Here is a 13,476-nt window from a genome sequence, read left to right as displayed (position 1 = left end):
GCCCAGGGACCCGGGCCCGCCCGGCTCGAACGGTCACCACAGCAGAAACGAGAGGACTCCCATGCTGGTCGCCGACTCTTCGGCCGCCGACGCCTGGCGCCGATTCCGGAAGGAACTCGCCGACGCCGAGCCCGAACATCGCCGTGAGATGCTGCGGCGCCGGGCCAACCAGTCCCGCACCACCGACCTGGCGATGATCAGCCGTGCCGGGCTGGGGCACGTGGGCGGCGACATGTCCGTCCTCGACATTCTCACCACCCTGTTCTTCGCCGTCCTGCGCGTCGATCCGGAGCGACCGGACTGGGCCGACCGCGACCGGCTCGTGCTCAGCAAGGGCCACACCGCGGGTGCGCTCTACGCCACCCTCGCGGCGGCGGGGTTCTTCGGCGCCCATGAGCTCGAGACCTTCGCCGCCCCCCACTCGGCGCTCAACGGTCACCCGAACCGGGTGAAGGTGCCGGGCGTGGAGACCAACACCGGCCCGCTCGGGCACGGCCTGCCGGTGGCGGTCGGCATGGCGGTGGCGGCGCGGCTCGACCGCTCGGCCCGGCAGGTGTTTGTCGTGCTCGGCGACGGGGAGCTGCAGGAAGGCAGCAACTGGGAGGCCGCGATGACGGCCGGGCACCGGCGGCTGACGAACCTCACCGCCGTGGTCGACCGCAACCGCCTCCAGCAGGGCGCGCGCACCGAGGACACCAGCGCGCTGGACCCGCTGGACGACAAGTGGCGCAGCTTCGGCTGGGACGTCGTGACCGTCGACGGCCACGACCACCTGGCGCTGCTGGAGGCGTTCACCGCCACCCGCGGCGACCGGCCCACCTGTGTCATCGCCAATACGATCAAGGGAAGAGGCGTCTCGTTCATGGAAGACCGCGTCGAATGGCACCACAAGGTGCCCACGGCGGAGCAGATCAGCGCGGCCGCGGCGGAGCTGGCCCGATGAGCGCGGTCGTCGAGACGGACGCGCAGACCTACGACTGCCGCGTCGCCTTCGCCGAGGAGCTGCTCGAATTGGCCCGCGCCGACGAGCGCATCGTGGCCGTCTGCAACGACTCGGTCGGCTCCAGCAACCTCGGCGGCTTCGCCAAGGAGTTCCCGGACCGGCTCATCAACGTCGGCATCGCCGAGCAGGACATGGTCGGCGTCGGCGCCGGGCTCGCGCTCAGCGGCTACATCCCGTTCGTGTGCGCGGCCGCGCCGTTCCTCACCGGCCGCGCGCTGGAGCAGATCAAGGCCGACGTCGCCTACAGCGAGTCGCCGGTCGTGCTGTGCGGGATGAGCCCCGGCATGGCGTACGGCGAGCTCGGCCCCACCCACCACTCGATCGAGGACCTGGCGTGGCTGCGGGCCATCGCCGGCCTCGGGATCGTGGTCCCCGCGGACCCGGCCGAGACCCGGGCCGCCGTGCGGTGGGCCGCCGGCGCCCGCACCCCCGTCTTCCTGCGGATCGGCCGGTTCAAGGTGCCGGCCGTGACCGGCGACCACCCGTTCACCTACGGCCAGTCGACCTGCCTGCGCGACGGTGACGACGTCACGGTGGTGGCGACCGGCACGATGGTCTCCCGGGCGCTGCAGGCGGCGGAGCAGGCCGCGGCGGAAGGCGTCTCCGTGCGTGTGCTCAACATGTCCACCATCGCTCCGCTGGACGAGATGGCGATCCGCCGCGCGGCCCGCGAGACGCGCGCGATCGTGACCGCCGAGGAAGCCACCGTCACCGGCGGGCTCGGCGCGGCCGTGGCCGCGATCGTCGTGGCGGACCGCCGGCCCGTGCCGATGCGGATGCTCGGCGTCCCCCGCCAGTTCGCGCCGACCGGCGACACGGCCATGCTGCTCGAGCACTTCGGCCTCACCGCCGCGGAGATCCGGGCCGCCGCCGTCACCCTCGCCCGCTCCGATGCCTGAGGACCTGATCCTCGCGATCGACCAGGGCACCAGCTCGACCAAGTGCCTGCTGGTCGACAGGAGCGGGGCGGTCGTCCGCGCCGGCTCCGCTCCCGTCGGCATCCGCTACCCCCGGCCCGGGTGGGTGGAGCAGGATGCCGACGACATCCTCGACAGCGTGTCGCGGGCCGCCGCCGAGTGTCTCGACGGCGTCGCCCTCGACACGGTCGTCGCGGTCGGGCTGAGCACGCAGCGCGAGTCGGCCGTCGTCTGGGACCGGCACACCGGCCGGCCGGCCGGGCCGGTTCTCGGCTGGCAGGACCAGCGCGCCCAGGCGTTCTGCGACGAGCTGCGGGCCGGCGGGCACGACGGGCCGGTCCGGGCGGTCAGCGGGCTGCCGCTGGACCCCATGTTCAGCGCGGCCAAGCTGCGGTGGCTGCTCGAGCGGGCACCGGACGCCGCCGTCGGCACGATCGACGCCTGGCTGCTGTACGCCCTGACCGGCGAGCACCGCATCGAGGTCGGCAACGCGTCGCGCACGCAACTGCTCGACGTGCACTCGGCGAGCTGGAGCAGCGACCTCCTGGACCTGTTCGGCATCCCCGCGAGCGCCCTGCCCGAGATCGTGGCCTCGGCCGGCGACCTCGGCACGATCGGCAAGCACGGCGGGATCCTCGCCGGTCTGCCGATCACCGCCGTGCTCGGCGACTCCCACGCCGCCCTCTACGCCCACGGTCCCCGGGCGGCGGACGGCGTCAAGGTCACCTACGGCACCGGATCGTCGGTCATGCGGCTGCTGCCCGACACGGCACCGGACCCCGGCGAGGACGTCTGCGTGACCGTCGCCTGGGGCGATCCCGGCGCCCGGCTCGCCGCCGAGGGCAACATCCGCTCCAGCGGCGCGACGATCACGTGGCTGGCCGACCTGCTCGACACCACGCCCGAGCGGGTCGCCGCGCTGGCCGCGACCGCCTCCAGCGACGGCGTCCAGCTGGTGCCGGCGTTCGGCGGCCTCGCCGCGCCGTGGTGGGACGACACCGCCACCGGCACGATCACCGGCCTCACCTTCGGCGCCGGGGCGGCGCAGCTGGCCCGGGCCGCGATCGAGTCGATCGCGCACCAGGTGACCGACGTCGTCGACGCCATCGGCAGCGCCGGATGCCTGCTCGCCGACGGCGGTGCCAGCGGCAACGACCAGCTCATGCAGATCCAGGCCGACCTCGCCGGCGTGCCGGTGCGCAGGGCCCGGACCGCGAACCTCTCCGCGCTCGGCGCCGTCCACCTCGCGGGCCGCGCCGCCGGACTCTGGCCGGCCGGCGCCCCGTCGACCGGTGTCGCCTACGACGACTTCGCTCCGCGCGACGGCACCGCCGCCGCCGAGCTCCGCTCCGGATGGCGCCAGGCCGTCGCGCGAGCATCCACCCCGTCCGCACACCACCTCGGGAGCTGATCCGCCATGACCGAGTACCCGCGCTTCGGCGCCGGCCTCTGGCACTTCGCCACCTATGTCGACCGGTACGCCACCGACGGCTACGGCCCGGCCCGGACCACGCTGGAAGCCATCGAGCTGGCCGGGCAGGTCGGCGACCTGTCCGTCGTCGACCTCAACTACCCGTTCACCCCCGGCGTCGGTATCGGCGAGGTGAAGGACGCCCTCGCCGCCCAGGGGCTCGCCGCCATCGGGATCACCCCCGAGATCTACCTGCGCAAGTTCAGCCGGGGCTCGTTCACCAACCCCGACCCGGCCACCCGCGCCGCGGCGCTGGACCTCATGCACGAGGCCGCCGGCGTGGTCCGGGAGCTCGGCGCCGACTACGTCAAGATCTGGCCCGGTCAGGACGGCTGGGACTACCCGTTCCAGGTCGACCACCGCACCCTGTGGAAGCTCGCCGTCGACGGCATGCGCGAGCTGGCCGGCGCCCACCCCGACCTCAAGTTCGCCATCGAATACAAGCCGCGTGAGCCGCGCGTCAAGATGACGTGGGACTCCGCCGCGCGCACCCTGCTCGGCATCGAGCAGATCGGCCTGGACAACGTCGGCGTCCTGCTGGACTTCGGCCACAGCCTCTACGGCGGCGAGTCGCCGGCCGACGCCGCCCAGCTCATCATCGACCACGGCCGTCTCTTCGGCATGGACGTCAACGACAACCTGCGCGGCTGGGACGACGACCTGGTCGTCGGCACCGTCCACCTCACCGAGATCTTCGAGTTCTTCCACACGCTGCGCAAGAACAACTGGGACGGCGTCTGGCAGCTCGACCAGTTCCCCTTCCGCGAGGACAGCGTCGACGCGGCCAAGACCGCCATCGGCACGCTCAAGCGCATCCACCGGGCGCTCGACCGGCTCGACGTCAGCGCGCTCGCCGAGGCCCAGGAGCGCCAGGACGCCATGGCCGCCCAGCGCATCGTCCAGGACGCCCTCTTCGGCGCCGTCGACTGAGGCCGTCGCACTTCAGCCGGAACAGGGGCGGCGCCGCTGCGGCGGAGCCGCCCCTTCGTCCTGCCGGGTCGACGGGGATCGATCGTATGGTGGGGGCGTGACGGGTCTGGGTGGGGTGCGGCTAGGGGTCGACTTCGGGACGTCGAACACGGTGGCGGTGGTGGCCGGCGGGGACGGGCGGGTGCGGCCGTTGCTGTTCGGGGCGTCGCCGGTGCTGCCGTCGGCCGTGTTCGTGGGGCCGGACGGGGTGCTGACCGGCAGCGATGCCGAGCGGGCCGGGCTCGGGGCGCCGGCGGGGCTGGAGCTCAACCCGAAGCGGCGGATCGATGACGGGACCGTGTGGCTGGGCGAGGAGGAGCACGCGGTCGCGGACCTGATCGCGGCGGTGCTGGGGCGGGTCGGGGACGAGGCGGCACGGGTCGGTGGCGGGACCCTGGCAGAGGTGGTGCTGACGCACCCGGCCGGGTGGGCGGCGCGGCGGCTGGGGGTGCTGGCGTCGGCGGCCGAGCGGGCGGGGCTGGGGCCGGTGAGGTTGTTGCCGGAGCCGGTCGCCGCGGCCGCCTATTACGTGGACGTCCTTGGGGAGGAGCTCGCGCCGGGGCGTTGTCTGCTGGTGTACGACCTGGGCGCCGGGACGTTCGACGTCGCTGTGGTGCGGCGGACCGACGACGGGTTCGCGGTCGTGAGTGCCGATGGGCTGGGCGACGTCGGGGGCCTCGACATCGATGCGGCGGTGGTGGAGCACGCGCGGCGGGCCGGCGGGGGTGGCGCGGCCTGGGGGCGGCTGGACTGGCCACAGACGGCGGACGACCTGCGGGCGCGGCACCTGTTGTGGCAGGACGCGCGGGCGGCGAAGGAGCAGTTGACGCGGCGGCCCGGTGCCGAGGTGCGGGTGCCGCTCGTCGAGGCGGCGGCGCATCTGAGCCGGGAGGAGTTCGAGGCGCTGGCCCGGCCGCTGCTGGAGCGGACCGTCGCCTGGACCGTGCGGGTGCTGCGGGAGGCCCGGGTGCCGCGGGAGCAGGTCGCGGGGTTGTTCCTGGTCGGCGGCTCGTCGCGGATTCCGCTGGTGGCGACGCTGCTGCACCGGACGTTGCGGATCGCGCCCACCGCGCTCGACCATCCGGAGCTGGTGGTCGCCGAGGGGAGCCTGCACGCGCCGGCCACGCTGCTGACCCATGCGGCCCCGACCGGCGCGGCGGCGACCGAGCGACCTGCGGCTGTCGCGGTGACGGCTGCCGGGGCTGCGGCCGAGGACGCCGGGCCGCAGCGGCCCGCTGACGTGACGGCCGAGCCCGGTACCGGTACCGGCGGAGTGCCCATCGCGGCGGGCGAGCTGGCGCACGCCGTACAACCTGGGAAAACGCCAAAGGCAGCAGCTGGACCCGCGGTGTTGGCGGCGCTGGCCGTGCTGCTGGTCGTCGTCGCGGTGCTGGTGGCGGTGCTGCCCGACAAGGACCAGACGCCGGAGGACCGCACTTCCGAGCGCCTCGTCGGTGAGCTGAAGCTCGGCGCGAGCCCGCAGGACATGGCGTTCAGCCTCGACGACAAGAAGCTGGCGGTCGCGGTGGGGGAGACCGCGGAGCTGTGGGACGTCGCGGGGCGGCAACGGATCGGGCAGCCGTTCACGGGGCACGGCGGGGGCACGTACGGCGGCCGGGTCAACGCGGTCGCGTTCAGCCCCGACGGGGACACGTTCGCGACGGCGAGCCAGGACGGCACGGTGCGGCTGTGGAGCATGCGCACCAACGCGCAGGTCGGGCAGCCGCTGGTCAACCGCCCGGACATCAACCCGAACGACGACTGGCGCTACTCGGTCGAGTTCGACAAGGCAGGCACGAGGCTGGTGGCGGCCGGGTTGCGGGGCACGGCGGTGTGGGACGTCGCGAGCCGGGCACGCGTCACCCTGGTCGACGGCGGGCCCTGGGACGCCACGTTCAACGCGACCGGCGACCGGATCGCCACCGGGGACCAGCGCAGCCTCGCCACCGTGTGGCAGGTGCCGGGCGGGGGCCAGATCGGCAAGGCGTTCGCGGGGCACCGCAAGGCGCCGGACGTCTCGGACAACGTCTTCGCCGTCACCTTCAACCGCGACGGCACGCTGCTGGCCACCGCCGGCGGCGACGGCACGGTCCGGCTGTGGGACGTCGCCTCCCAGACGCAGTCCGGCGAGCCCATCGCGGTGCGCGAGGCGGAGGACGTCGCGTTCACCGCCGACGGCCAGTACCTCGCCACCGCCGGTGCCGAAGGGGCGCGGCTCTGGCGCGTGTCCGACCACCAGCCGGTCCTCGGGCCACTCGACTCCAGCGACCACTACGGCGCGGAGAAGCTGGCGTTCAGCCACGACGGCCGGGTGCTCGCGGTCGCGCAGTCGGGCGGGTTCCACGTCTTTCTCTGGGACGTCGCAGCCGTCTGACGGCAGGAGGACGTCTCAGCCGTCTGACAGCAGGGGCGTCTGAGCCGACTGACGGCAGGGGGACGTCTTAGTCGTCTGACGGCAGGAGCGCATCGACTGCGCGGGACAGGTTGGCGCGGACGGTCTCGGCGTCGTCGAGGTAGCCGCCGACCATCGCGCCGTCGCGGACCATGAGCAGCAGCGCGGCGGTCCCCGCCGGGTCGGGGTGCCCGGCGCTGGTCAGCAGGTCGGTCGCCGTGTCGCGGAACCAGCGCCGGTGGCCGGCGACGAGCTTCGCGATGGGCTCCTCGGGGTCGGGGTACTCCGCGGCGGCGTTGATGAACGCGCATCCACGGAAGCCGGGCGCGCAGATGGCCGTGCCGAGGCTGCCCATCATGGCCGAGACGGCGGCTCGCGGGTCGCGCGCCGCGGCGATCCTCGCGCCGACGTGGGCGCGGATCTCGGCGTCGTGGGCGCTGAGATACGCCTGGATCAGGTCCTCTTTGGACGGGAAGTGCCGGTAGAACGTCACGCGGGTGACGCCGGCCTCGGCGATGATGCGATCGACGCCGACCGCGTGGATGCCCTCGGCGTAGAAGACGCGGGTGGCCGCGCCGGCGCTGCCGTCGCTGTCGCACATCGTGCCGATCTCCGCCACCGACCTGATCCTCGACCGGGTGCACTTCGGCGAGGACTTCGCCCAGGACGCGCCGCGGGCCGAGCAGCAGGTGCTGGCCGCGACCCAGAAGCCGGTCGCCGCGGCGACGCTGGGCGCGACGGTCACCGGGACGCCCGCGTGGAAGCAGTTCCCCACCTGGTACCAGATCGCGACCGCCGACCGGATGATCCCGGTCGCTGCCGAGCGGGCGATGGCCGCCCGCGCCGCCGGCCGCGCCCGCACCGTCGAGCTCGGCACCGGGCACGCCGCGATGGTGTCGCGCCCGGTGCACACCGCCCAGCTCATCGAGCGCGCCGCGACCGGCCGCTGACACAGCGCCAACACAGAAAGGAGGGCGAACGACCGTGCTGCTCGACGCCGAATCCCAGGACCTGCTGTTCCGCCAGGCGCGCACCGCGCATACGTTCACCGCGGAGCCCGTCACCGACGAGCAGGTGACCGCCCTGCACGACCTCGTGAAGTGGGCGCCGACCGCGTTCAACCAGCAGCCCCTGCGGGCGGTCCTGCTGCGCTCGCCCGGGTCCCGCGCCCGCCTGGTCCCGCTGATGGACGGGGACAACCGGGCCAAGACCGCGTCCGCGCCGCTGACCGCGATCCTGGCCGCCGACACCGAGTTCCACGAGCTGCTGCCGGTCCTGCTGCCGCACTACCCGCAGGCGAAGGACGAGTACTTCGCCGACCCGACGGTCCGCGAGCGTCGGGCCGGCTCAACGCCACGCTCCAGGTCGCGTACCTCATCCTCGGCATGCGGGCCGTCGGCCTGTCCGCGGGCCCGATGACCGGCTTCGACGCGGCCAAGGTCGACGCCGAGTCCTTCCCCGGCGGCACGCACCGCTCGCTGGTCGTCGTCAACATCGGCAAGCCGGGCCCGGACGCCTGGCGCGGCCGCCTGCGACTGGCGGACCGACACGTTCGTGCGGTCCGCGGGGCCGGACCGGGCGTCGTTCGACGAGAGCGTCGCGCTGGCGAGGGAGCGGCGCGGACGGGCGAGGCGGTGCCGCCGACCGAAAGCCTCGCGGCGTTCCTCGACGGGCTGTACACCGGCGCGGGCAATGCCTGTGTGGATGGCACCGTCAAGCGCTACCTGCTCGACGGGGTCCTGCCCCGGCACGACAGCGAGTGCTAGAGCAGCTTGGCGCGGACCGTGGTGGCGTCGGGGTGGTCGAGGTCCTCGAAGATCTCCAGTGACCGGCGCCAGGTGTCGCGGGCGGCGTCCGGGTCGCCCGCGGCGAGGCGGGTGTCGCCGAGGTGGTGCAGGGAGTCGGCCTCGAAGTCCCGGTCGCCGGTGAGCCGGAACAGGGCGACCGCGCGCTCGAAGCAGGCCGCCGCCTCGGCCAGCTCGCCCAGGTGGTGGTGGGCGTAGCCGATGGTGTCCCAGGTCTCCGCCTCGCCCTGGCGGTTGTCGAGCTCCTGGTGCAGCGCGAGCGCCTGCCGGCAGGCGGTCACCGCCTCGCGGTGGTCGCCGAGCTGGGCGTGCAGCCAGCCCATCGCGTTGAGGGCGTTGGCCTCGCCGTTGCGGCCGCCGGCGGCGCGGAACAGGTCGCGGGCCTGCGACACGTGCCGGAGGCCCTCGACGGTGTGGCCGCGGCGGGCGGCGATCTCGCCCAGGTTCATGTGCCCCTGCGCCTGCAGGACGTGGTCGCCGACCTCCTCGTACAGCTCGAGGGCGCGAGCCGCGTGCGACGACGCGTCGTCGATCCGGTTGACCTTCAGGCAGGCGTGGGCGAGGAGCCGGTGCAGGTGGGCGGCCCCGCGGCGGTCGCCGAGGCGCTCGGCGGCGGCGAGGCCGGCCTCCGACGTGTGCAGCCAGTCGCGCCACAGCCCCTGCCGGTCCAGGAACGTGGCCAGGCACCACGCCAGCTGCCAGGCGTGCGCGTCGAACCCGAGCCGCTCGGCCTGGTCGACGGCGGCGAGCAGCACCGGCCGCTCCGCGGTGAACCACGCGAGGGCCTGCTGGGCGTCGGCCGGTTGCGGCGGCGGGTCGAGGTCGAGCGTCTCCCGGTGCGGGCTGAGCAGCCGGGTCCCCGCGTACGCGGTGTGCAGGTAGTGGTCGAGCATCCGCTGCTGCGCGGCGCGCCGGTCCGCGGGGGAGTCGACCGCGACCGCCTGTTCGCCGGCGTAGGCACGGAGGAGGTCGTGGCAGGTGTACCGGCCGGGAGCGGGCTCGGTCAGCAGGTGCGCCCGGGTCAGCTCGCCGAGCAGCTCCTCCACGGCCGGCCCGGTCGAGGCCGGCAGGCAGTCGGCGGTGAAGTCGGGGCCCGGGTGGAGGCCGATCAGCCGGAACAGGCGCGCCGCCGCCGGGCTCAGCGCCGCGTAGGACCAGGACAGGACGGCCCGGGCGTCGGTGCCGCGCTCGGCGCCGGTGAACGCGTCGAGCTGCCGCCCGGCGTTGCGCAGCGAGACGGCGACCTCCTCCAGCGGGGCGTGCGCCGCCCGGGCCGCGACGATCGCCAGCGCGAGCGGCAGCCCCGCGCACGCCGCCACGACCTCCTCGACCGCGGCGGGCTCGGCCGCGACCCGGGCCGCGCCGAGCCGGGCGGCCAGCAGCCGGCGCGCGTCGGCGGTGGTCAGCAGGTCCAGCGGCAGCGGCTCGGCACCCTCCGCGGTGTGCAGCCCGGACAGCTCGTTGCGGCTCGTCACCAGCACGAGGCTGCCGCCGGCGCCCGGCAGCAGCGGCCGGACCTGGTCGGAGTCGCGGGCGTTGTCGAGCACGACCAGCATCCGCCGGCCGGCGAGCCGGCTGCGGAAGAGCGCGACCTGCGCGTCGAACCCGGCCGGCACCCGCTGCGGCGGGACGTCCAGCGCGTCGAGGAACCCGCGGACCGCCTCCGCCGGGTCGGTCGGCGGCGCGGTCCGGTCGAAGCCGCGCAGGTTCACGTACAGCTGGCCGTCGGGGAACCGCGCCGCGACCTGATGCGCCCAGTGCACGACGAGCGTGGTCTTGCCCACCCCCGCGGTGCCGGCGACGGTGCAGATCACGGTCTGCCGCCCGGCCTGCGCGAGCAGGGCGTCGAGCCGGGCGAGCTCCGCGTCGCGCCCCGTGAACCCGCGCAGCGCCGCCGGCAACTGCGCCGGCACAAGAGGCGTCGGCACCAGCGGGGTCGGCATCAGCGGCGTCGGCGGAGCCTGTGTCGTGACGGGGGTGGCGGTCGGGGGCTGGCCCCGGAGCACCGCGAGATGGAGGCGTTGCAGGTCCGGCCCCGGATCGAGCCCGAACTCCTGCGCCAGTCGCTGCTGATGCCGCCGGTACGCCGCGAGCGCCTCGATGCTCCGCCCGGCCGCGTGCAGCGCGCGCATCGACAGCCCGAGCAGCCCTTCCCGGGTGGGGTGCGCGGCGGTCAGGCGGGTCAGCTCCGGCAGCGCCTCCGCGTGCCGGCCCACGGTGATCTCGCAGTCGAGCCACTCCTCGGTCGCGACCAGCCGCAGCTCGTCGAGGTCGCCGACGAGCCGGGGGCGCAGCCACGCCGAGACGGTGTCGTCGAGCGCGTCGCCGCGCCACAGCGCGAGCGCGTCCCGCAGCAGCGCACCCCGGGCGGCCGGGTCCGTCACCGCGCGGGCTGCCGTGACCATCGCGCCGAAGCGCCGGGCGTCGATCACGTCGTCGTCGACGTCGATCTGGTACGAGGTGCCGGTGCTGCTCAGCGTGACCGCCGGATCCTTGAGCGCCCCGCGGACCCGGGAGACGTGGCTGTGCAGCAGCTGGCGGGCGGTCGGCACCGGTTCGCCGTCCCACAGCAGGTACACCAGCCGCTCCACCGGCACGGGCGCGTGGTTGTGCAGCAGGAGCACCGCCAGCAGGCACCGCTCCCGACGCCGGCGCAGCACGACGGGACCGCCGGTCGAGTCGATCGTCAACGGACCCAGCAGCCGGAACCTCACAGCGGCACACCGTAGCCGGTCGCCTTCGCGGCGCCGCCGGTGGCGTGTCAAGCGTGGCGCAAGCGACGACATCCATATTCGCAGTTGGTCAATGCCGACCCGATCGGGGACGTACGGCGGCCGGCGCTCACCCGCCGGTCACCGTACGCGGTCGGCATCACCGCACGGTGGTGAGCAGCCGCTCCCGGACGAGCACGTCCGGCTCGTCGAACCACTCGTCGAAGTGGCTGGCCGGTCCGAGGCCGTCGATGACGTCGACGTAGGCGGCGCTGTCGACGGCACGGCCGGTGAGCAGGCCAGTCACCGCCCGCAGGTAGTGAAAGTCGCTGTGCCCCTGGACGCCCTGCACACCGGCTTCCACGACCGACGCCGCCTGCTCGTCGCGGCCCAGCTCGAGCAGCGTGAGCACGATCCAGCGGCACACCGTGGTGCGCAGCTCGCCGCCGCGCTCGTAGAGCTCCAGGAACCCGTCCAGCGCCGCCTCGAAGCGCCCGGCGGTGAAGTCGCGCAGCGCCGCCGCGTAGGGCAGGTCCGCCGGCGGGGCGTCCGCGTGGCCCAGCAGGTAGGCCCGGATGGTGCCGCCGGTGCCGCCGCCCTGCCGCCGCCCGACGACCCGCCAGCGCACGGCCCGGTGCCCGTCGAACGCGGGGAACGTCACCGGCACGGCCACGGCGCCGGCGGCCGTCGCGGCGGCCCGCCGCCGGAGCCGCCGCTCGACCTCGGTGTGGCTCTGGTCGAAGCGCAGGCCGCGCAGGTCGAAGCGCCACTCGTCGCGGGCGGGCGGCGGTGACCAGGCGGCCTGGGCGGCGCGGTAGGCGTCCTCGACCCGGCTGATGATCGTGTCCCACGAGTAGCCGGCCGCGGTCAGCAGCCCGCCCTCCCGCAGCCGCGCCGCGATCGCCGGCTCGTCCAGGACCCGCCGCACCCCCGCGAGCAGCCCGTCGGCGTCGCCGACGTCGGCGAGCAGCGCGTTCACGCCGTCGCGGGCGTATTCGAGGACACCGGTGTTCCTGGTCGCGACGACCGGCGTGCCGGACGCCATCGCCTCCAGGCACGGCAGGGAGAACGACTCGTAGTGCGAGCAGCAGACGTACGCGGCGGCCCCGCGGAACAGCGCGCCGAGCGTCGCCTGGTCCGGGGCGACGACGACCCGGCCGAGCGGCTCGCGCGCCGGTTTCGGCGTGACCCACACGAGGTCCAGCGCCGGGCGCTCGGCGCTGAGCGCCCGCCACACCTGCCGCATCTGCGCCATGCCCTTGAACTCGTTGCCGTCCCACCCGACGAACAACACGTAGGGCCGCGCCTGCTCGGCGCCGCCCGGGTGGAACACGTCCGGGTCGACCGCGTTGCCGACGGCCGTCGCCGCGACGCCGAAGCGCTCGCGCAGCACGTCGGCGACGGTGCCGCTCACGGTCAGCGTCGCGTCGGCGGCCTCGAGGTGCCGGGCCACGAGCTCGTGCATCGCCGGCTGAAGGTCCTCGAACAGGTGCGAGTCGCCCTGCTCGAAGTGGACCACGGGGGCGAGGCCCAGCGAGCGGGCGGCGAGGACCTGGTCCCAGTATCCGGCGACGATCACGTCGCACTCCGGGACCGCCTCGGCGAGCTCCACGCCGAACGGCACCGTCCAGAACTCCGGTCGCAGGTCGTGCCACTGCGGCGGCGGGAAGTGGCTGAGCACCTTCACCTCGTGCCCGCGCCCGTGCAGGCGGTTGGCGTGCTCGAACAGCACGCGCGCCCCGCCGCCGACGTCCGTGCGCGGCACGAGGAAGCATAGCCGCAACGGGCCTGCGCCGGCGTTCCTGACCTTGTTCCTGCGGTCGCGGCGGGCCGGCCGCGGCGCGGCGGCGGGCATGTCCCGCCTGCTCACGAACTCGGCCTGGCGGGCGGCGGCGATGATGGCGGCGAGATCCGGCCGCAGCGGTGGGTGCTCCTCGAAGGCCGGCACACCCTGACATCGGCCGCCCCGCGACCCGCTTGAGAACATTCGCAGTCGATCGCCGGCCGGCCGGTTCGTCGGTGGCCGGGTGAAGCACCGGCTGCATCCGAACGATCCGCAGCCACCGGCCCTCTGGGACCTGCGCACCGGACTCGTCGGCACCCTCACCGGCTCATCGTTGCGGACGCAGGTGGCGCACCCGCTGGCCTGGTCGGTCGCCGGCTCGTCGCTGCACGTCGTCGATGTGACCCTGATGTAGCGGCCCGTCG

The 13,476-nt window shown here is 74.6% G+C and carries 12 protein-coding genes; 9 read left to right on the top strand and 3 right to left on the bottom strand.

The window, feature by feature from the left end:
* Positions 1-61 precede the first annotated feature (61 nt).
* From ABZ321_RS05615 to ABZ321_RS05595, 5 genes are all read left to right on the top strand, one after another.
* Positions 62-943: a transketolase gene (locus ABZ321_RS05615; protein ID WP_344508317.1), complete on the top strand. Its 882-nt coding sequence runs from the start codon at positions 62-64 to the stop codon at positions 941-943.
* Positions 940-1,902 carry a transketolase C-terminal domain-containing protein gene (locus ABZ321_RS05610; protein ID WP_344508315.1) on the top strand — a complete coding sequence of 321 codons (963 nt, stop codon included), beginning with the start codon at positions 940-942 and terminating at the stop codon, positions 1,900-1,902. The genes ABZ321_RS05615 and ABZ321_RS05610 overlap by 4 nt, the downstream gene beginning before the upstream one ends.
* Positions 1,895-3,331, top strand: a complete 1,437-nt coding sequence (locus ABZ321_RS05605) for an FGGY family carbohydrate kinase (protein WP_354889580.1) — start codon at positions 1,895-1,897, stop codon at positions 3,329-3,331. The genes ABZ321_RS05610 and ABZ321_RS05605 overlap by 8 nt, the downstream gene beginning before the upstream one ends.
* Before the next feature lie 6 nt (positions 3,332-3,337).
* Positions 3,338-4,321, top strand: coding sequence for a sugar phosphate isomerase/epimerase family protein (locus tag ABZ321_RS05600; RefSeq protein ID WP_344508311.1), 984 nt, complete (start codon positions 3,338-3,340; stop codon positions 4,319-4,321).
* A gap of 97 nt (positions 4,322-4,418) precedes the next feature.
* Positions 4,419-6,734 carry an Hsp70 family protein gene (locus ABZ321_RS05595; protein WP_354889578.1) on the top strand — a complete coding sequence of 772 codons (2,316 nt, stop codon included), beginning with the start codon at positions 4,419-4,421 and terminating at the stop codon, positions 6,732-6,734.
* A gap of 67 nt (positions 6,735-6,801) precedes the next feature.
* Here ABZ321_RS05595 and ABZ321_RS05590 read toward each other — a convergent pair whose 3' ends face one another.
* Positions 6,802-7,371, bottom strand: a complete 570-nt coding sequence (locus tag ABZ321_RS05590; RefSeq protein WP_354889576.1) for a TetR family transcriptional regulator — start codon at positions 7,369-7,371, stop codon at positions 6,802-6,804.
* Here ABZ321_RS05590 and ABZ321_RS05585 point away from each other — a divergent pair.
* The 3 genes from ABZ321_RS05585 to ABZ321_RS05575 are packed head-to-tail and all read left to right on the top strand — an operon-like array spanning position 7,355 to position 8,518.
* Positions 7,355-7,702, top strand: a complete 348-nt coding sequence (locus ABZ321_RS05585; protein WP_354889574.1) for an alpha/beta fold hydrolase — start codon at positions 7,355-7,357, stop codon at positions 7,700-7,702. The genes ABZ321_RS05590 and ABZ321_RS05585 overlap by 17 nt on opposite strands.
* Positions 7,703-7,736: 34 nt before the next feature.
* The gene (locus ABZ321_RS05580) at positions 7,737-8,171 is read left to right on the top strand and encodes a nitroreductase family protein (protein WP_354889573.1); all 435 of its coding nucleotides are present in this window, start codon (positions 7,737-7,739) and stop codon (positions 8,169-8,171) included.
* Complete coding sequence (locus ABZ321_RS05575; protein ID WP_354889571.1) at positions 8,168-8,518, top strand: alpha/beta hydrolase; 351 nt, start codon at positions 8,168-8,170, stop codon at positions 8,516-8,518. The genes ABZ321_RS05580 and ABZ321_RS05575 overlap by 4 nt, the downstream gene beginning before the upstream one ends.
* Here the strand turns inward: ABZ321_RS05575 and ABZ321_RS05570 are convergent.
* Entirely contained in the window at positions 8,515-11,271 is a 2,757-nt protein-coding gene (locus ABZ321_RS05570; RefSeq protein WP_354889569.1) for a BTAD domain-containing putative transcriptional regulator, read from the bottom strand. The genes ABZ321_RS05575 and ABZ321_RS05570 overlap by 4 nt on opposite strands.
* Positions 11,272-11,428: 157 nt before the next feature.
* Positions 11,429-13,216 carry a glycosyltransferase family 4 protein gene (locus tag ABZ321_RS05565; RefSeq protein WP_354889567.1) on the bottom strand — a complete coding sequence of 596 codons (1,788 nt, stop codon included), beginning with the start codon at positions 13,214-13,216 and terminating at the stop codon, positions 11,429-11,431.
* A 79-nt stretch (positions 13,217-13,295) separates the two neighbouring features.
* Between ABZ321_RS05565 and ABZ321_RS05560 the strand changes: the two genes are divergently transcribed.
* Complete coding sequence (locus tag ABZ321_RS05560) at positions 13,296-13,466, top strand: hypothetical protein (RefSeq protein WP_354889565.1); 171 nt, start codon at positions 13,296-13,298, stop codon at positions 13,464-13,466.
* Positions 13,467-13,476: the final 10 nt, after the last annotated feature.

The sequence above is a fragment of the Dactylosporangium sp. NPDC006015 genome, assembly GCF_040614215.1.
In the GTDB taxonomy this organism is placed as follows: Bacteria; Actinomycetota; Actinomycetes; order Mycobacteriales; family Micromonosporaceae; genus Dactylosporangium; species Dactylosporangium maewongense.
This window is presented reverse-complemented; position numbering and strand designations above follow the sequence as displayed.

Excerpts from the sequence above, each read along its gene's own strand:
- ABZ321_RS05610 (WP_344508315.1), top strand. The coding sequence starts at position 940 with ATGAGCGCGGTCGTCGAGACGGACGCGCAGACCTACGACTGCCGCGTC.
- ABZ321_RS05600 (WP_344508311.1), top strand. The coding sequence starts at position 3,338 with ATGACCGAGTACCCGCGCTTCGGCGCCGGCCTCTGGCACTTCGCCACC.
- ABZ321_RS05575 (WP_354889571.1), top strand. The coding sequence starts at position 8,168 with ATGACCGGCTTCGACGCGGCCAAGGTCGACGCCGAGTCCTTCCCCGGC.
- ABZ321_RS05605 (WP_354889580.1), top strand. The coding sequence starts at position 1,895 with ATGCCTGAGGACCTGATCCTCGCGATCGACCAGGGCACCAGCTCGACC.
- ABZ321_RS05615 (WP_344508317.1), top strand. The coding sequence starts at position 62 with ATGCTGGTCGCCGACTCTTCGGCCGCCGACGCCTGGCGCCGATTCCGG.